We start from the raw sequence: 17,831 nt of genomic DNA, 5'->3' as shown, positions 1-17,831 counted from the left end.
TCGCGGGGAATTGCCATCGACGCACCAGCGGGCGAAGACATTGCAAGTCGCACCCGTCTGCTTACAGCAGGTCGAAGGAATTGAACGCTGGCGGCTCCCAGTCGGGCCGGGCTTCCGCCGCCGCCCGTCGGCCGCCCTCGGTGACGTGCTTGCACTCGAAGAACCGGACCCGTTTTAGGGTGGGGTGGCCGGTCAATTCGAGCAGGTGGTCGTCGGTCACGTGCGGCGACGAGGCGACCGCCAGTTCCTCCAGGGGCAACTTGCGGGCGAGCCGGAGCAGCGTTTCCCCGGTCAGGTTCCGGGCGTAGTCCAGGTGCAACGTTCGTAGCCGACCGGCGCCCGCCAGGCCGGAAAGCCCGGCGTCCGTAACCTGGCCGGTGCACCGTAGGGACAGCGTGTCGAGCCGCGGGAATCCGGTCAGGGTTGGGATGACCCCGTCGGTCAGCTTCGGCAGCGCGTTCAGCACCACCACCCGCAGGCTTCGCAGCCCCGCGAGCCGGGCGACCCCCTGGTCGGTGACCTTCTCGGCCTCGTGCAGGATTAACGCCTCCAGGTCGGGCAGCGCGATCAATCGGGCCACCTGCGCGTCGGTCGCCTTATGGAGGCCAGCGAGGGCGAGCGACCGTAGCCGGCGGAGGCCTGCCACCTCGTCCAGCGGGACGTAGTACGGGGCGGAGCGGTGAGCGCGGACGGAGAGCGACCGCAGTCGGGGCATGGCGGCCAGCTGCCGGTAGCCGGCGGGGCCCACGCCGTTGCAGTGGGACAGCCGCAGTTCCTCCACCCGGCGGAGCGGTCCGACCGCGTCCAGCACGTCGAACGGCGGGCTCGTCGAGAGCTTCAGATGTTTCAGCCGCGGCAGGCCCCGCAACACCGCCCACCCGGCCGCGGCGACATGGTCGAACCCTTGGAGGTGGAGTCGTTCCAGGGTCGTGAGGCGGCCCAAGGCCTTGAACCCGGCCGCCGTGATCGGTGGCTGGTTGTCGGAGTTCTCGCCCAGGGTCAGTGACCGGACCCGCGGCCACCGGCAGAGGCGGCGCATCCCGGCGTCCGACAACGCGGCGTTCCAGAGGTGGCCGTTCTTGAGCCGGGCGACCGACCCGATTCCGGCCGCCGCTGTGTCGTCGATGTTGCACTGGTCGACGTGCACCTCTTCGAGGGCCGGGCAACGGCCGAGGGCCCGGAACGCGGCCGGGATCGGGTCGAACAGGCAGACCCCGGCGAGCTTCTTCAATCCCGTCATGCCCGATAGGCTTCCGGGGTTCGATCGGGCGCCTTCCGGCCACCACAATTGAACCTCGCGGAGTTGCTTCAACGTGCCGAGCTCCCGCCAGAAGCCCTCGGGCAGAACACCCGCCCGGACCTCCAGCCGCCGCAACCCGGTCTGGGTGGACAGGCCGGTCCAGTCCAGTTCCTGCTTGGCGTGCGAGTCGTGCTCGACGCGGATGAGTTTCAGCCCCCGGACCGTGAACAGGGGTTGGAGGGAGAGCGGGCCGGGGCCGGTCATTCGGACAGCCAGTGTGTCGGCACGCGCGACCCGGGCGAGGGCGGCCGCCGCCTCGGCGACGGGCCAGCGGTCGAAGTCGAACCCCAGGGACGCCCCTCGGGCGGTGAGGTACACGGACCCGTCGTCTGCCCCGCCCGAGGCGTTCACGGTGATGGTCGCGACGCGATTGAGCCCAGCGAGGGCCGTGCCCAACTCGGCCGCCGACATCGACCCGCGGCCGTGCACCGAGAAAGGTGAGTTGGGGGTCTGCGAAGTCGTCTTTCCCGTGGCCATGCGGTCACCCCTTGGGAGGCCCGCGATCCGGGCAGTGACCGCCAGAATATCGCCCGCCAGCCGGGGTTCAACCCCGGCCCGTGACATGGTCGGCGATCCGTGCGGAGCGATCCGCACGGATCGCCGACCACATTCCTGGGAGAGGGGTGAGGAGGGGCGGAGTGGGCTTCCCGGTTGACCCGTATAGGGCGCTGTTCGCGGACTGAGGTCGATGTAGTCCCTCCACACCCTCCCCCTGACAATCGTTGGACCTTGACCGGGCTCCGGGAGTGGATACGGACAACGAACTCGCGATCACCCAACTCGCCGCTTGCGGCCGGCTCGAGAACGGCCCCCTATGTCCTAACCGTCGCAAGATCCTTCGACACGGCCTGACACCCCTCATCCCTCATCCCTCATCCCGCTTCCCACCACCATCGCCGGGGGCACCTAAGAAAGCCTAAGATCGGGCGTCCGTCCTTCTGCGGGGCACGCCCACCATGTCCACCGAACCCGACGCTTCCGACACGGCCCGCGAGGCTCGCCTGCGGCGGTTCGTGGACGAGTACGTGATCGACCACAACGCCGTGCGGGCCTACCTGGAAGCGTTCGGCCGGACGACCGCGACGGGCCGCCCGCGGTCGTACAACGCCGCGTGCGTGGAAGCCTCGAAGTTGCTGAAGACGCCCGAGGTGCGGGCGGAAGTCCGTGCCGCCCAGCACGCCGCCGACGGGCGTACCTGACCGCGGACAAGGTCGTCAACGAACTGGCGGCCCTCGCCTTCTCCGACATCGGCGACGTCCTCGACTTCACCGTCGCGGGGCTGCCCACCCCGAAGTCGGCCCGCGACGTTCCCCGCGTGGCCCGCAAGGCCGTCCAGTCCGTCCGCATCCGCCGGCGGGACCTGCCGGGCGGTGGGACGGAGGAAGTCGTCGAGTACAAGCTGCACCCCAAGTTGCCCGCCCTCGTCCAGCTGTTCGAACACCTCGGCCTGTCGGCGAAGGATAACCAACTTGAAGCCCTACTCGGCATGCTCCCGCCCGCCTTGCAGCAACAAGTCACAACGATCTTGCGGGAATCGCTCGGAGTAAAGGCCGCTCCTCGGGTCCTCGAAGACCCGCTGCTCACCGTGTTAGGGGGCAATATTGTGCAGCCCCTCACGGGGTGAACATGTGGGGAACTGGGGGAACATTTCGTTGCAAGACGAGGCCGGCAAACGTGACTGGTTGAGCTTGTTTTCCAGGGCTTCGAAGTAAACCTTCCTCCACTCGGATCACGAGATGAGGGAGAAGTTCGCCAGCCTCACCGCGTAGGAAGAGCGGGCGGGCTTGCTCACCGACACCAGCAGCATCGGGACGCGGGACGGGTGGCCCGAAGCAGGTACAGCACGCCACGGTTGTCGAGAGCGAGAATCTTGTCCCCGTTGGCGACCAGGCTCCAGTAATCGCCGAACCGCTCGTCTGTGCCCCAAGCCTCCTTACCGGTCTTCAGGTTTATGCAAAGCAACCGCTTGTCCTTGTCCAGAACGTATGCATAGCCGTCCACCACCACCGGCGTGGTCATGTAGCCCTCGTAGCGGAGGGTCCATGCGTCACTCGTGTCGTACTTCCCTCCGGCGCTTGTCACGCTGAGCATCCTGTGCTCACGGCTGTAGGAACGGGTCCAAAAGGTAAACTACTAACTGGTTTTGTAAATCAGGTTCAAAACTACTGCCGAGAGGTTCAGATGGGTAAGGTTCTGGTTCTCTACCACTCGGCCAGCGGAAACACGGCGACGATGGCGAGACTGGTCGCCGAGGGGGCGGGGTTGATCCCTGGTACGGAGGTCCGCCTACGGGAGGTGGATGTGGCATCGCCCGAAGACGTCCACTGGTGCGACGGCTTGGCCGTCGGCAGTCCGACCAACATGGGCGTACTGTCGTGGAAGATGAAGCGGTTCTGGGACGAGGCCATGTTCGACTACTGGGGCAAGGTGGCGTGCGCGTTCTCGTCCAGCGGCGGGTGGGGCGGCGGGTCCGAGATCGCTTGCCAGTCCCTCCAGATGGTGCTGATGAACTTCGGGTTCCTGGTGTTCGGGGTAACAGACTACGCCGGGAAGATGACCACATGTCACTACGGGGCCGTGGCCGCGCGGGAGCCGAGGGATGGCGAGGTGCAAGGAAGCGTGCAAGCTGTTGGGGCGGCGGCTGGCCGAGTGGGTGGCGGTCGTGGCCGACGGCCGGAAGGACCAGCACCCGCTCGCCAAGCCGGAATCGGGGATGCTGCCGGGGTGACGACGGATTACTTCTTCGGCTGAAACAGAAGTGGGCCGAAGTCATGGAAGGCGATCCGCCACGTCTGCCACTCGTGGCCCAGCCCCTTGGCGTCGCGGAACACCACGTTCTTCGACCCGCCCTTCTGGAGGAAGTCGTACAGGCCCTCGGCCGCCTTGTGGATGCCTTCGTCCGGCCCTTGGTCGCCGGGTATCCGTTCACGGTGTTGCATTGACTGAGTTGGTGCCCTCTACGACATCTGGCGAGGTCATCTTGAGATAAGGAAGCAATTCGCATCCAAAATGCGCACACACCCGAGCTGTGATCTCTGCTGCTGTGAGCTTCCGATCCGCCTCCATCACAGCCTTCTTGGCGTGCGTCCAGCACGGCTCGATGTTGTTCAGCCACGGGCTTGCCACGGGCAGCTCGCATAGCTCTACACGCACCCCTTTACCTCGCTCGGCACGTCGGTTCTGGTCGTCCACCCACCCGGTCACCGCCTCGGCGGTGTGCCATGACGGGCCGTCCCAGATCACCACCAAGACCTTCTTCCCCTCTTCGGCCGCTCCCCTGCACAGCCACTTCAAGAACTGGACTGTGATGTCCCCGACCGGCCGCCCCTCGACGAACCGCACTGTGACCTTTCGGGTGTCGTAGCGGTAGAAACCGTAGCATGCGATCGCGTCCGGATCGGGGTCGCCGTCCTCCGACTTGAGCACCTGCACCTTCAGTGGCGGGCCTTCGGTCCAGGACCGCACCTTGGGCTGGGCGATTCGGCTCCACCACACCTCGTCCTCGAATCCGATGGCCCACTCTGGGTGCTCGGCGGACAGTCGGAGTAGTTCGTCCCGGCGGGCCTTCTTGGCCGCGTACTCGGGGTCCGGGCTAGTCATCCAGTCCCGAGCACGCTTCCAGTTAATGTCCATCCGGGTCAGAACTCTGCCGATCAAACCTCCCGACAACTTTCGATCCGTAATCTTCCTCTCGAAGCACACCTCCGCGATCAAATTTAGCGTCCACAGGCTGCGCGGCTTGCTAAAGGTTCGTGGGCTTTGATGGAGGAGCTGCCGGAGTTCGTTGTCACGGTCCGCCGGCCAAGCCCGCCGAGGGCACTTGGGAGCGTTCGATTTCTTCGTCACGCTGCTCAGCCCCTCCGATTGGAAGGCGCGTATGGCGTTGTGGACGGCCGCAGGCGTGCAACCGACGAAGTCCGCGATCACTGCGGGTGAGTGGCCTCGCGCGCTGGCTAGAAGGATTTGGCACCTGCGAAGGGTGAAGGCGTCCGGCGAATGAAGGCCAGCGGTCAGCACTTGCGAGTCCGCGGCCGAGAGGTTGCGAACGAACGTAACTGACGGACGCATGGCAGAGGCCCTCCGACCACCCACGATACCACTTGTTAGTGAGAGGGGATACTACTTTGGCTGTGTGACGGCCTACGAAGCGATGGCGAGCGACGGGAGGAGGGACGGCGGGTTGGTGCCCTGTTGAGTCGCACGGGCACACCCGGTCAGGAACTCCAATACGTCCCTCCGTTGCCGTCGGCACGTAGCCACCACGGTGAGGATCCGCTCGACGAACCGACTCCCGTCGGCCGAGTCGGTCCCGTAGCTCGTCTTCCGCCAGCAGACGGCATGGCGCAGCGCCCGCTCGGCGGCGTTGTTCGTCGGCTCGACATCCTCGACGGCGGCGAATGTGTACAGGGCCGGCTCGACGGCAAGCAACTCCCGGCACACCCTGGCCGTGATCGCGCACCCGCACCCGATCCCGCGATCGAGGAGCGAGTGGATCTCGTCACGGACCCACCCGAGGTAGGTCTGCCGGAATCCTCGGCGGGTGAGCGTCCCGTCACGCACCCGCTTCCAATGCCCGAGCAGGATGTCGGCGTGCAGGAGCAACTCCTTGCCGATCACCGAGCCGGCATCCCGCCGGTCGATTATCGCCTGGAAGTCCCGGCGGAGATGAGCCCAGCAGACCTGCCGGCGGTCGGCGGCCAAGTGACCGTAGGCCGAGTATCGGTCGGTGGTCAGCACCCCGAGGTCGCCGCCGATCAGGTCGTCGAGGACGGCCCGGCCGCGGGACAGGCGGACCAGAAACACGGTCACCGAGGCGGTCACGGCGACCCACAACCAGCCCCGCCTGCGACCCTCTCGCCACCCGGTCTCGTCCACGTTCGCGGGCCTCCCGGCGACATGGGCATGGGCCGCTCGGGCAACGGGTTCGAGGGCGGTCGCGATCTTCCGCTGGAGGTCGCAGACGGCGGCCGGACTGATCGGCACCCCGAACAGATCTCGGCAGAGCTGGGCCACGCCTCGCTTGCCGACGCGATACGCCCCGCTGAGCAGACCGCACACCGCTTGGACCCGCGGACCGTACCCGCCGCGGGCATCCGCTGGCAATGCCGGGCAGGTTACCCGTCCACAGCTCGGGCACGCCAGCCGGTGCCGCCGATACTCGGTCACGATTGGGCGGACGGACGGCAGTTCGATGACCTGGTGGCGGAGCGGCGCAGGGTCGTCGCCGACGAGGGCGTGCGAACACTGGTCACATGCGACGGGGCGGAGTTCGACGATGGCGTCTGGGGGCAAGTCGAGGCGGGTCCGCTTGGGGTGGCCGGGTTGGCCGCCCTTCCGCTTTCCACTCGGCGTCCTCGGCGGGGCCGGCTTGGCGTGCGGCGGGTCGGACGACGGGGGCTTCGACGAGTTCGCGGAGGTCTGGTTCAACCGAGCTTCGAGGAAAGATAGCCGAGCTTCGAGGTACCGGATGTACGCCTGCACCGCCGGGGGCAGGTCATCGAACACGTCCGGAGGTAGGGATGGTGGGGGCGTCATGCCGCCAGATGGGATACGGGGGCTACCGAAATCCGGCTACCCCTGGTGAACGGCTACGGTCGCCGGAGTGCACAGGTAGAGTAGGTCCAGCTTCTTGTCGAACGCGACCGGGTCGGCGAACACCCCGCCGTAAGCCGGATTTGCTTAATGCTCCAGTCAGTCCTGCCAGATGTAGCCTTCATGCCGACCGAGCGGCGGACGGCCAAGGACTTCGCCGAGGTGCTGAGGTAGCTGGCCGAGGACCTGTACCCGAACGCCGAGCGGTTAGTGCTGGTAACGGACAGGCGGACCGTGGCAGGTATGAAGGGGATCATGGATGAACTTCAGCAGCGCGGGGAATGGGCCACGGCCACTGTTCACCTGCTACAACAGGTGTGAAAAAGATGATTGGTTGAAGAGTTCCGGCTTAAGTTAATGGCATTCCGGAAACCCGCGTTCTCGATGAGCGTTCGTGTGCGAAACGGCCGCGAGAAAACAATCCGTTTGAACAATTATTGTCTAGGTGATTGTTAACCACCGCCTCGCTACTGTCAACGCTCGCGTGAACATGGCCCCTCCGGAATACCGTTACGTACGGCCGGAACGCTTCAGCCCTTCAATTGCCACGACTATCTGATGATGGCTACCACAGGGCCATCACCGCCAGAACTCGATCCGCACCGTTCGCAGTACCCCGTCGCTGACCACAGCCCAGAGCGGGCGGCGGCCGCACTCGATGCGGGCGTACCCAGTCATACCGGGCCGCAGCCGCAGGTCACTGTCGGCCAGGGTGCAACAGACGACGACCTGACCCTCGGCGTCGGGGCTTGGGGCCGCGGCCGCTGGGGCGGCGATCGTCCCGGACACGGCGTCCGGCCGTTCGCCCGGGCGGCGGGCGGCCGGGGCCACCCGGCTGACACTCCCGCCGAGGGTGTGCAATGGGAACGCCCGCGGGAGAACGGCCACCGTCTGCCCCGGCTGCACCCGGGCGGCGGGTCCTTCGCGGAGCGTCACCTCGATCTCCATCGCCGCCAGGTCCTCGACCTCGACGAGCAGTTCGCCCTCCTGCACGTACCGGCCGACCCGCTCCCGCAGACGGGCCGTCGTCACCAGCCCGCCGCGGGCGGTGCGGACGGTCAGCTTGCCGGCGAGTTCGTCCAGGTACCGTGCCTCCTCGTCGGCACTCGCGAGGTGCGCCCGGGCGGCGGCGACTTCTTCTTTCCGCGGGCCGGCCTTGAGCACCGCCAGCGTGCCGATCGCGTCGGCCTGTTCCTTCGCCCGCTTCGCGAGTTCGGTCTCGGACACCGCCGTGCCGCGGGTGCGGACGGCCCGGACTTCGGCCTCCGCCTGGCGGAGTTGCTCCCGACAAACCGCCGCCCGCCCGGCCGCCGCGTCGTAGTCCTCGGCCGATACAACCTTCTCCTTCCGCAGGGCGGCCAGTCGGTCGAGGGTGGCCGCGGCCTGCTTGACTTCCGCCTCGCTGCGGGCGACGGCTGCAGCCAGCCGGAGTAGGTCTTCTTGGTGGGCCGCCCGGTCGCGGTCCAGGTCGGCCCGGGCCAGCCCGTGCCACCGCTCCGCCCGGGCCACCCGGTCGGTCAGTTCGGCCAGTTCGGCCGGGTTCGGGCCGGCTTCGAGGAGTTGCAACTTGGCCCGGGCTTCGGCGGCCTCGGCCCGCTTGCGAGCTTGCCGGCTGGCCAGGTCCGGCACTTCCAGCCGGGCCACCACCGCCCCGGCCGGCACCTCGTCCCCTTCCTCGAAGAACACCTCCCGCACCACCCCGGCGGCCGGCGCGCGGAGTTCCACCCGGGCCACCGCCCGCACCCGGAACGTGCCACCGGCGCGGTCCGACACGGGCACCAGTCCCACCGCGACCAGCCCGCCGAGGACGGCCAGCCAGACGGCCGTCCGGCTGTGCCGGCCGAAGATCATCCGCCGCACCTCGCCGCTGGCCAGCCCGGCGAGCTGGCTCTTGAACAGCACGGCCGCCAGCCCGACCGCCGCCGCCACCCCGGGCGGGCCGACGAACGCCCACAGGTACCGCACCAGCCCGTACACCATGAGCGAGAGGAACGTCAGGGCGTAGGCGTAGCTCACGAGGCCGTAGGTGGTGACGGCCCGGCCGTGCGGGTCCGCGTCGGGCGGGGGTGCCCCCCAGAGCGCCCGGCGCAGGTGGGCCTTCGCCCGGTCCTGGCCGCGGTGCATCAGGTTCGGCACCTCCAACCAGTCACTGAGCAGGTAGTACCCGTCCAGCTTCATGAACGGGTTGAAGTTCAAGATGACCCGCGCGCCGAGGACCGACAGGGCGACGAAGGCGATGAAGTTGGGCAGCCCGTCCGTGGGCGTAAGCCGCCACGCGAACACGGCCAGTGCCCACACGCACAAATCGCAGTACCCCCCGGCCAGCGTCACCCACAGTCGCTTTTTGCGCTCGCGGATGAGCCAGGCGTCGGTCACGTTACAGAACAGGCACGGGACGAAGAACAGGAGGAGGACGCCGAGTTCGTGCGATTCCCCCCCGTACCGCTTGAGGGTCAAGCCGTGGGCGAACTCGTGGAACACCGTGACGAAGACCACCGTCGCCCACGCGACGGCGACGGTCTGCCAGCGGGCGGCCGACGAAAACCCGGTCACCAGCTCGCCCCAGTTTGCGACGAGCACCCACGCGGCGGCGAACACGACGGTCGCGCTGACGGCCACGAACCCTCGGGTCCACACGAACCCGAGGTGCGGGACCAGCCGGGCGAACAGGCGGTCGGGGTCGTACAACGACAGCCGCCAGTTCAGCAAGCTCTGCCCTTCCTTGATGGGCGTGGCCGCGGCCGGCGGCGGGGCGGCCTGCGGCGCGGCCACGGGCGGCTGGCCGTCGTCCACCGGGTACCGATCGAGGGTGGCCTGCCCGAGGAGGGCGGCGGTCGCCCGGCCGAATGGGCGGTCGGTGACAGGCGGCGGGGCGGCACCGGCGGTGGTGAGGAAGGACTGGGCGTGCGCCGCGTCCAGGAATTGATCCAACTCGTCGTCCGTCAGCGGCTCGCCGAACTCTTGCTCGAACGCCCGGCGGACCGCCGTCGGCGACTGCACCCCGTCCAACCGGTCGAGTAAGAACTGCTCGTGCGCGCCGATCTGGAAGTACGCCCCAGATCGCGGGTCCTTGACCACGTACCGGCCCCGCTCCCCGAGCGGTCGAACGACGAGGTCCGCGCGGCGGCGGGGCAACGAGCGGGCGGGCGGCGGCATGGGAGTCAGTCCGGGTGTTACGACGCGGTGTCCGTGAGAACCGCCCGGCTCTCGGCTTCCGTAAGCAGGCGGGCGAAGAACGGCCGGCCGTCGCGAAGGCAGCGGGCGGCCCGGTGGTTGCCGTCGATGAGGGCGTGACCGTGGTGTTCGGCGATCCCGTCATTAAACCAGACGTGCGCCAGGATGCCGGGGAACCGCGGGTCCACGTGGTCCAAGTGTTGGTCGTGCAATTTGCTGTCTTCGAGCCAGTAGCGGACACTCGCGTCGTCCACCTCGACCGGCTCCCGGCCGTCGGCCACGAGGCCGCGGGCGGCGTCCACATCGAACTCGTACCGCCCGAGGTACCGATACGTCTCGGGGCCGGGGCGACAGTGTGGACAGGTCGGCAGAGTCACGACACGCTCTCCAGAGAAAAGACCCCGGCCGGGGGCAAAGTGCCCCGCAGCCGGGAACCGAGATTACGAGCAATGCGGCGGGTACGTCGGGCACGGCGGCGGGGGAACCGGACACCCCTTGGGTCCCTTGTTGCTGCCCTTGTTGCTGCCCTTGTTGCTGCCCTTGTGGCTGCCCTTGTGGCTGCCCTTCTTGCTCCCCTTATGGCTGCCCTTGTGGCTGCCGCCGGTATCGCAGCTCGGGGTGTACCCGCCCATCGCCCCGGGGGCGATCCGCTCTTCCAGCCGCACGATGGTGAACCGCTTCGATTGCTGACCCATGACGGGCCTCCATATTAATAACTGGGCAACGTCTATCCGCCCGCCGGGGTAGCCCATGCCCGGGGGTGTAAGGGCCCGGCGACCCGATACGAGGGCCGTTCCGGTTATATGTAGTCGTTCATCCAAATCGGTGAGGTGTACGACTCAATACAACAAACACGACTCCAACAATGAGTCGAGACACCTCAAACTACGAACGCTTCAAGGTCGTGAGAAATGGAATCGTTGCAGCATCGAACTTTCCGGCGTTCGACCGCACTTCATTCCTGCCAGCACGAAGGTCTACCCGCCACAACGAGCGGTTCAACGGCACCAGCAGTGCTGGTGATCGCATGAATCACGGGCATGGACGGACCTCCCGTGGGGCCGGATGAGCATGAGGTAAGCTCTTCCAGCTACACTAGAAAACGACGCACGCGGCACGAATCCGCCAAAAAAATCTCAGGTAGATGTCAAAAAATGTTTGGATGCATGAATTGTAAGGATTGGAAGGGCAGATCAGCAGGTTAGACAACGACGCGGTTGCGGCCCAGTCGCTTGGCTTGATACAGCAATTCGTCGGCACGCCGAAGAATCTCCTCCGGTGTGGTCGGTTCGGCCCCATCGGTCGTGCCGATCCCGACGCTCACCGTCACCGGGTAGGTTTGGGCCTCGAACGTGAACGGAATCGCCTCGACCGCCGCCCGGATCCGCTCCCCGAATGCCGCGGCCCGCTCCCGCGCCGTTTCGGTCATCACGACGGCGAACTCCTCCCCGCCGTACCGGGCGAACACTTCGTCCGTTCGGATCAATCCGGACACTCGGGCCGCCAGTTCCCGCAGCGTCATGTCCCCGGCAATGTGGCCGTGGGTGTCGTTGACCACCTTGAAGAAGTCTATGCCGAAGAGGGCCACCGCGAGCGGCCGACGATACCGCACCGACCGGGCCACTTCGCGGTTCAGTATCTCCATCAAGTAGCGACGGTTGAACACGCCGGTGAGCGGGTCCAGCACCGTCAGGCGGTAGATCTCCTCGTGGTATTCGGCCTCCACGTTGCCGCCCGAGAGGTATCGAAAGATGCAGTTCCCGACGCGCAGGTAGTCGCCGTCCGCGAGCGGGCCTTCCGTCGTCCGGGTGTTATTAACGAACGTCCCATTTGTGCTGCCCAGGTCGGTGACGTGGTGGCGCCCGTCCGCGCCGATCTCAACCCGAGAGTGGAACCGGGATACCGACGTGTCCGGGATCGATAGCTTACACTCGGAGCCCCGGCCGAGCGTGACCGGTGTCGATCCGATGACGTACCGCTGACCGGACTGAAACGACTTTGGGTAAATGTAAATGAGCGAGGCATTGACGAGGTGCCCCGAGGGGCGGTCCATCGACTGTTCGCTGACCTCGGTCCGGGTCAGGTCGGCGGCGGTAATCACCCTGGTTGCGCGGGCCACGACTCAACTCCGGATATTAAGCGGCGCATCATTGTCCTGCCCGGGACAGGCCCAGTCGTTGAAGTCTAGGTCAATTTTCTGACGCGGGCTTGACTTTTCCGATATTCACAACTTCTCCTTTACACGTTCAAACCGGTGAACTAAGTAGGTAAGAAGGCGCACTTGGCATTCTCATCGGACGCACTTGCCGCAAACATCCCCGGGGATTTGGCGGGTGCGGTCGTCGTACGCCGTTTTCCTTCTTCAGAGGCGGTCGGATGCCCGAGTTGGTGCGGCAGACCTCTGTTCAGCCACCCGGCGACCTGCCGCCGGGCGACCACACGCTCGTGCGGTTCGTCCGGGGCGGAGACGAGGCGGCCGCCCAGGAACTGTACCACCGGTACGCGGTCCGCCTCCGCCGACTGGTTGCCGACCGCTGCACGCCCGCATTCGCCGCCCGGTTCGACCCGGACGACATCGTTCAGTCCGTCTTCCGGGTGCTGTACGAGGGCGTCCGGACGAAGTTCTACGACGTCCCCCCGGGCGGTGAACTGTGGGGGCTTCTGTTCGTGTTGGCCGTCAACAAGGTCCGCGATCAAGTCGCCTTCCACCAGGCGGCCTGCCGGAACGTGGGCCGGACGTTGGCGACCGACGCGATGCCCCCGGGCGACTTACTCGACCAGGACGAAACCAACGCCGCCTTGCTCCGGCTGATGGTCGAGGAGTACCTCGCCGGGTTGGACGAGACGGACCGGGAGATCGTCGCCTGTCGGATGACCGGCCACTCGGTCGACGAAATCGCGGACCGGATCGGCCGGGCCAAGCGGACGGTAGAGCGGGTGTTGCAACAGGCCCGAAATCAACTCACCGAGCTGTTCCGTCATTGAATGGTTATCGCCCATGACCTTACCCGCCCATCCGGACCTCGGCTCGGACCTGCTCGACGCTTTCGAAGTCCAGCTGCGCCTCGATCCGACGGCCGACTTGGCGGATTTCCTCCTCCCGCCGGACCACCCTCACCACCTCGCCGAACTGACCGAACTCGCGCGGCTCGACATGGAGTACGCCCGCGGTCGCGGGGCACCCCGTCCGCCCGAGCACTACTTTGCCGCGTTCCCTGCCCTGCGCGAGAACGCCATCGCCCGCGCGGGGCTCGCGTTCGAGGACTACCGGCTGCGAAAGTGCGGCGGTGAGTCGGTCGGTCCGGCCGACTACGCCCGCCGGTACGGGGTCGATGTCACCGGCTGGCCGGTGGACTCGAACGCGGACCGGGAGCCACGCGATCCGTTCCCCGGCGACAGTGCCGTTACCCCACTGCCGGCCGCCCGGATCGAGCAACTGCGGACCTCGGTCTTGAACCCGGGTTCGTCGCCGCGGCCGCCCGTGGAAAACTTGCCGACCGTCGATGGCCGTAAACCCGGTTCGCTCCCGCCCGCTTCGGGTCGGGCGGTCGGTTCGCCCCCGTCCGCCCTCCCCGATCTCCACACCCGGTTCCTCGGGTTCGACCTGATTGAAGAACTCGGCCGGGGGGCGTTCGGCCGCGTCTACCTCGCCCGCCAAGGCGACCTGGCCGGCCGGCTCGTCGCCCTCAAGGTCGCCCGCGGGCTGTTCGCCGAGTCGCAGACGCTCGCCCAGTTGCAGCACACCAATATTGTTCCGATCTACTCGGCCCACGAAGCCGACGGCGTGCAGGCGGTGTGCATGCCGTACTTCGGCCGGTGCACGCTGGCCCACGTCCTCGCCGAGATCCGCGCCCGCGGCGACCTCCCGACCACCGGCGAGGAACTCGTCGATACGGTCCGGCTCGGCCAGACCGTGACCCGGTCGGATCCCAGGAACGGCACCCACCGCCCGCTGGCCGCTCCCGAAATACAAGTGTCGCCGGCCGGGCCGGAAGCGGGGGCCGATGGCCGGCCGGCCGACTCCATGTGGGCACGGCTCGCCGCCCTCTCGTACCCCGACGCGGTCGTCTGGGTCGTCGCCCACCTCGCCGCCGGGTTGGCCCACGCCCACGACCGCGGCATTCTCCACCGCGATCTGAAACCGGCGAACGTGCTGTTGACCGACGACGGCGTGCCGATGCTCCTCGACTTCAACATCGCCGAGGACACCAAGGTCCGCGGCCCGCTCCGCCGGGTGGTTGGCGGAACGCTCCCGTACATGGCCCCGGAACAACTCGAGGCGTACGCCCGTGACGAAGGCGGCACCGACGGCCGGGCCGACGTGTACGCGCTTGGGATCATCCTGTTCGAGATGCTCACCGGATCGCGGCCGTTTGCGGATGTGCTCGGGGAAACCGATACCGTCGTCCGTGAGATGATCGAGGCCCGACGGGGCGGGTCCCCCCGCGTGAGTGCTCACAATCCGATGGTTTCGCCGGCCGTGGCGTCGGTCGTGGCGAAGTGCTTGGCCGCGGACCCGGCCGACCGATACGCTTCCGCGCGCGACCTGCACGAAGACCTGACCCGCCATTTGGCCGACCTGCCGCTGAAGCACGCCCCGGACGACTCGGCGCGCGAGCGGTTCGGGAAGTGGCGGCGACGGCACCCGCGGCTGGCGTCCGCAACGTCGGTCGGCGTTCTCGCGCTGATCGTCCTGGCCGCGACGGCGGGCGGGGCGTTCGTCGTCCGCGAACGGTCCCGCGCCTTCGAAGCCCGCATTGCCCTCGCCGATTCCGCCCGCGACCGGACCGCCCTTCAAGCCCTCCTCGACGACCGGAACCAAACTCGCGAGAGCCTCGACCGCGGCATCGAATTGTGCCGGGCGTCGTTGGCCCGCTACGAGATTTCCACCGACGCCGAGAACGTGCCTGCCGACTGGGACCGATCGCGGCTCATCCGGTACCTTCCGGCCGAGGATCGCTCGAACCTCCGGGACGAGTTCGGCGAGGTGTTCTACCTGATGGCGAAGGCGGCCGGCCGTCGGGCGGAGTTGACGACGGACGACGGCGAGCGGGCGGCGCGGCTGGCGGACGCGGGCCGGTGGAACGGGTTGGCCGCGGGCTACGGGGCAGACCGGATTCCCCGGGCGGTGCGGGCGCAGCGTGCAGACCTGGAACGGCTCGCCGGGCGACCGGGGGAAGCCGACCGGGCGGCCGCGGAGGCCGACCGTACGCCGACGGCGTCGGCCCGCGACCACTACCTGCTCGGGTACTGGCACCACCACCAGGGCCGGCACCGGCAGGCGGCCCCGGAACTGGCCGCGGCCACCGCCGCTGACCCCACCAACTTCTCGTCGTGGTTTGTCCGCGGCATGAATCACCTGGCCCTGGAACAGAACGACCTCGCGGCCATGTGCTTCACCGCGTGCGTGTCCCACCGCCCGGACTTCGCGCCCGTCTGGGTGAACCGCGGGATCGCCCTCGCCCGCCTACGGAAGCTCGACCTCGCCCTCGCCGACTACGCCGAGGCGAACCGACTCGTGCCAGACTCGGCCGACGTTCAGATCCTCCGGGGCGGCGTGTTGCAGGCTCGGGGGAAAGTCCGCGACGCGGCCGATGCGTTCACCGCCGCCTTGAAGTGCCCCGACTGTCCGACGCGCGTCTACTTCTACCGCGCGCAATGCCTGCGGCCGACCGACCCGACCGCGGCCGCGGCCGACGAGGCCGAGGCGCTCAAGCGCGAGCCGACCGACGAACTGAGTTGGACTGCCCGCGCCGAGGCGAAACTCGAAGCCAAGGATCTACGCCACCTCGACCCAACAGCTCGGCATGACGCCATCGGCATTCCGGGATGGTGGAGCGGGGGCCGACATTCGGTTCGCGGTCGGCGAGTGCTCGCTCGGCTCGATCCTCGTGGCGGCTTCGGACAAGGGGGTGTGCGCCATCTTCCTCGGCGATGCTCCGGAGGATCTGACACGCGACCTTCAGGACCGGTTCCCGGATGCCGAGCTGACAGGTGGTGACGAGGCCTTTGACCAGTGGGTCGCCCAAGTTGTCGGATTCGTCGAAAACCCTGCCCTCGGCCTCGACCTGCCGCTCGACATTCGCGGCACGTCATTCCAGATCAGGGTCTGGGAAGCTCTGCAAAAGATTCCCTTCGGTTCGACGGTCAGTTACGCGGAGATCGCGGGGCGAATCGGACAACCCACAGCGACACGGGCTGTCGCTCAGGCGTGTGGCGCGAATTCCATCGCGGTCGCCATTCCCTGCCACAGGGTTGTTCGATCCGACGAGTCCGTCTCCGGCTATCGCTGGGGCGTCGAGCGCAAGGTCGAACTCCTTCGGCGGGACCGCCCAGCGAGTTGATCGCGATCCCAATTGGAAAGCAAGAAGTGGAGCGCGGGCGGGAAAACGTCTCGGTAAAGTTCACGACTCAAAGGCGGACAAGCATCGTGCCCCGCCACCATCCCGACCCACGCCCAACGGAGAACGATCATGACGAAAGAAGAAACCAACAAGGCCATCGTGGGCCGCTGGTTTACGAGCTTCTGGGGAGAGACTTGCGACCTCCGGATCATCGACGAACTCGCTGCCCCCGACATGCTGCTCCAATACTCGCTGCACGCGCCACGGCGGGGACGCAAAGACATCAAGGCGTTCATGACGGACTTCCGCGCGGCGTTCCCGGATTTGGCATTCTCGGGCGCTGCGGACCTCATCGCCGAGGGCGATTACGTGGTCGGCCGCTGGAAAGGCGGTGGCACCCACACCGGCCCAGCCTTCAGCGACTTCCTCATCGGATCGTTGCCGGCGGCGACGGGCCGCAAGATGTTCTTCACCGGGACCACTGTGCTCAAAGTCGTTAACGGCCAGATCACCGAAGAGGTCGGTTTGGACGACGGGGTGACGGCCCTCCAGCAGCTCGACCTGATTCGCGTCAAGTAAGGTTCTGCAATCCACCACTGCCGGGTCTGGGATGCTCAGGCCCGGCATCTTTATCAACAGACAACGGTAAGCCACATGAGCAGAGCCACACAACCGCTCCCGAGCAAAAGCGTCGGTGACCGCGTAGATGCCCTCGACTGGACCGCTATTTCCCGTGAACTGGACACGCATGGGTGTGCGGTTGTTACCTCGCTTCTATTGGCGGCGCAGTGCGAAGCGATCAGGCAGATGTACTCGGACGACGCCCTCTTCCGCAGCCGGGTCGTCATGTCCCGGCACGGGTTTGGCCGGGGGGAGTACCAGTATTTCACGTACCCTTTGCCCGAGGTCGTGCAGAGCTTGCGAGTGTCGATGTACCCCCGGCTGGCACCGATTGCTAATCGCTGGAACGAGACGATGGAGATAGACGTTCGGTTCCCAGCGGAGCATGTCGCCTTTATCGAGCGGTGCCATTCGGCGGGTCAACCACGCCCAACGCCGCTATTGCTTCAATACGGCGCGAACGACTTCAACTGCCTGCATCAGGACGTGTACGGCGAGCACGTCTTCCCACTTCAGGTGGCGATCCTGCTGAACGAACCGGGAGTGGATTTCACCGGTGGAGAGTTCGTCCTCACGGAGCAGCGCCCGCGGATGCAATCGCGTGTCGAGGTCGTGCCGCTCCGACGAGGAGATGGTGTCATTTTCCCCGTTCGTCATCGTCCGGTACAGGGCGGCCGTGGGAGCTACAGAGTGAACCTCAAGCACGGCGTCAGCCGCGTCCGTTCCGGGAGCCGACACACTCTCGGAATCATCTTCCATGACGCCGCATGACTACTTGGATTGCGGAGGGCGGTCAGGCG

General features: G+C 67.0%; 12 protein-coding genes and 4 pseudogenes. 8 read left to right on the top strand and 8 right to left on the bottom strand.

The window, feature by feature from the left end:
* Nucleotides 1-61 precede the first annotated feature (61 nt).
* Complete coding sequence (locus tag PX52LOC_RS11780) at nt 62-1,777, bottom strand: leucine-rich repeat domain-containing protein (protein WP_149110284.1); 1,716 nt, start codon at nt 1,775-1,777, stop codon at nt 62-64.
* 479 nt (nt 1,778-2,256) lie between these two features.
* Between PX52LOC_RS11780 and PX52LOC_RS11770 the strand changes: the two are divergent.
* Nucleotides 2,257-2,924, top strand: a pseudogene (locus PX52LOC_RS11770) (terminase small subunit).
* Between the two features lie 164 nt (nt 2,925-3,088).
* Here the strand turns inward: PX52LOC_RS11770 and PX52LOC_RS11765 are convergent.
* A complete protein-coding gene (locus tag PX52LOC_RS11765; protein WP_246173699.1) occupies nt 3,089-3,382 on the bottom strand; it encodes a PQQ-binding-like beta-propeller repeat protein in 294 nt (97 codons plus the stop codon).
* A 99-nt stretch (nt 3,383-3,481) separates the two neighbouring features.
* On the opposite strand from PX52LOC_RS11765, the pseudogene PX52LOC_RS11760 reads away from it, so the two are divergent.
* Nucleotides 3,482-4,028, top strand: a pseudogene (locus PX52LOC_RS11760) (flavodoxin family protein).
* Between the two features lie 7 nt (nt 4,029-4,035).
* On the opposite strand, the gene PX52LOC_RS11755 reads toward PX52LOC_RS11760, so the two are convergent.
* The 5 genes from PX52LOC_RS11755 to PX52LOC_RS11735 all read right to left on the bottom strand — a co-directional run bounded on the left by PX52LOC_RS11755 (nt 4,036) and on the right by PX52LOC_RS11735 (nt 10,443).
* Nucleotides 4,036-4,239 carry a hypothetical protein gene (locus tag PX52LOC_RS11755; protein ID WP_149110281.1) on the bottom strand — a complete coding sequence of 68 codons (204 nt, stop codon included), beginning with the start codon at nt 4,237-4,239 and terminating at the stop codon, nt 4,036-4,038.
* Complete coding sequence (locus PX52LOC_RS11750; protein ID WP_149110280.1) at nt 4,226-5,368, bottom strand: IS630 family transposase; 1,143 nt, start codon at nt 5,366-5,368, stop codon at nt 4,226-4,228. Before PX52LOC_RS11750 ends, PX52LOC_RS11755 begins: the two co-directional genes overlap by 14 nt.
* Nucleotides 5,369-5,440: 72 nt before the next feature.
* A complete protein-coding gene (gene tnpC / locus PX52LOC_RS11745; protein WP_149110279.1) occupies nt 5,441-6,835 on the bottom strand; it encodes an IS66 family transposase in 1,395 nt (464 codons plus the stop codon).
* Nucleotides 6,836-7,471: 636 nt separating this feature from the next.
* Nucleotides 7,472-10,048, bottom strand: a complete 2,577-nt coding sequence (locus PX52LOC_RS43280; RefSeq protein WP_149110278.1) for an efflux RND transporter periplasmic adaptor subunit — start codon at nt 10,046-10,048, stop codon at nt 7,472-7,474.
* A 17-nt stretch (nt 10,049-10,065) separates the two neighbouring features.
* On the bottom strand, nt 10,066-10,443 hold the full coding sequence (locus tag PX52LOC_RS11735; protein ID WP_149110277.1) for a hypothetical protein: 378 nt from the start codon (nt 10,441-10,443) through the stop codon (nt 10,066-10,068).
* Between the two features lie 72 nt (nt 10,444-10,515).
* Between PX52LOC_RS11735 and PX52LOC_RS44410 the strand changes: the two genes are divergently transcribed.
* Nucleotides 10,516-10,779 carry a hypothetical protein gene (locus PX52LOC_RS44410; RefSeq protein ID WP_449280335.1) on the top strand — a complete coding sequence of 88 codons (264 nt, stop codon included), beginning with the start codon at nt 10,516-10,518 and terminating at the stop codon, nt 10,777-10,779.
* 488 nt (nt 10,780-11,267) lie between these two features.
* On the opposite strand, the gene PX52LOC_RS11725 is transcribed toward PX52LOC_RS44410, so the two are convergent.
* Complete coding sequence (locus PX52LOC_RS11725) at nt 11,268-12,185, bottom strand: GGDEF domain-containing protein (protein WP_149110275.1); 918 nt, start codon at nt 12,183-12,185, stop codon at nt 11,268-11,270.
* A 257-nt stretch (nt 12,186-12,442) separates the two neighbouring features.
* Here PX52LOC_RS11725 and PX52LOC_RS11720 point away from each other — a divergent pair, with 257 nt between their 5' ends.
* The 5 genes and pseudogenes from PX52LOC_RS11720 (at nt 12,443) to PX52LOC_RS11700 (ending at nt 17,802) form a co-directional block, all read left to right on the top strand.
* Nucleotides 12,443-13,051 (top strand): RNA polymerase sigma factor, encoded by a 609-nt coding sequence (locus PX52LOC_RS11720; RefSeq protein ID WP_149110274.1) that lies wholly within the window; start codon nt 12,443-12,445, stop codon nt 13,049-13,051.
* Nucleotides 13,052-13,064: 13 nt separating this feature from the next.
* A pseudogene (locus tag PX52LOC_RS43810) lies at nt 13,065-14,606 on the top strand (serine/threonine-protein kinase); the annotation flags it as partial.
* Between the two features lie 1,222 nt (nt 14,607-15,828).
* A pseudogene (locus PX52LOC_RS11710) lies at nt 15,829-16,410 on the top strand (methylated-DNA--[protein]-cysteine S-methyltransferase); the annotation flags it as partial.
* 129 nt (nt 16,411-16,539) lie between these two features.
* A complete protein-coding gene (locus tag PX52LOC_RS11705; RefSeq protein ID WP_149110271.1) occupies nt 16,540-16,989 on the top strand; it encodes an ester cyclase in 450 nt (149 codons plus the stop codon).
* Between the two features lie 75 nt (nt 16,990-17,064).
* Nucleotides 17,065-17,802 carry a 2OG-Fe(II) oxygenase gene (locus tag PX52LOC_RS11700; RefSeq protein WP_149110270.1) on the top strand — a complete coding sequence of 246 codons (738 nt, stop codon included), beginning with the start codon at nt 17,065-17,067 and terminating at the stop codon, nt 17,800-17,802.
* The last annotated feature ends 29 nt before the right edge of the window (nt 17,803-17,831 follow it).

The sequence above is a fragment of the Limnoglobus roseus genome (genome assembly GCF_008254045.1).
GTDB lineage: Bacteria > Planctomycetota > Planctomycetia > Gemmatales > Gemmataceae > Limnoglobus > Limnoglobus roseus.
Note: the sequence above shows the minus strand (reverse complement) of the source record. Positions and strands in the feature narration are given on the sequence as shown.

What these genes read in the sequence shown, in the direction of transcription:
- PX52LOC_RS11780 (WP_149110284.1), bottom strand. Translation starts at nt 1,777, where the DNA reads ATGGCCACGGGAAAGACGACTTCGCAGACCCCCAACTCACCTTTCTCG.
- PX52LOC_RS11755 (WP_149110281.1), bottom strand. Translation starts at nt 4,239, where the DNA reads ATGCAACACCGTGAACGGATACCCGGCGACCAAGGGCCGGACGAAGGC.
- PX52LOC_RS11750 (WP_149110280.1), bottom strand. Translation starts at nt 5,368, where the DNA reads ATGCGTCCGTCAGTTACGTTCGTTCGCAACCTCTCGGCCGCGGACTCG.
- tnpC (WP_149110279.1), bottom strand. Translation starts at nt 6,835, where the DNA reads ATGACGCCCCCACCATCCCTACCTCCGGACGTGTTCGATGACCTGCCC.
- PX52LOC_RS43280 (WP_149110278.1), bottom strand. Translation starts at nt 10,048, where the DNA reads ATGCCGCCGCCCGCCCGCTCGTTGCCCCGCCGCCGCGCGGACCTCGTC.
- PX52LOC_RS44410 (WP_449280335.1), top strand. Translation starts at nt 10,516, where the DNA reads ATGCGGCGGGTACGTCGGGCACGGCGGCGGGGGAACCGGACACCCCTT.
- PX52LOC_RS11720 (WP_149110274.1), top strand. Translation starts at nt 12,443, where the DNA reads ATGCCCGAGTTGGTGCGGCAGACCTCTGTTCAGCCACCCGGCGACCTG.
- PX52LOC_RS11705 (WP_149110271.1), top strand. Translation starts at nt 16,540, where the DNA reads ATGACGAAAGAAGAAACCAACAAGGCCATCGTGGGCCGCTGGTTTACG.
- PX52LOC_RS11700 (WP_149110270.1), top strand. Translation starts at nt 17,065, where the DNA reads ATGAGCAGAGCCACACAACCGCTCCCGAGCAAAAGCGTCGGTGACCGC.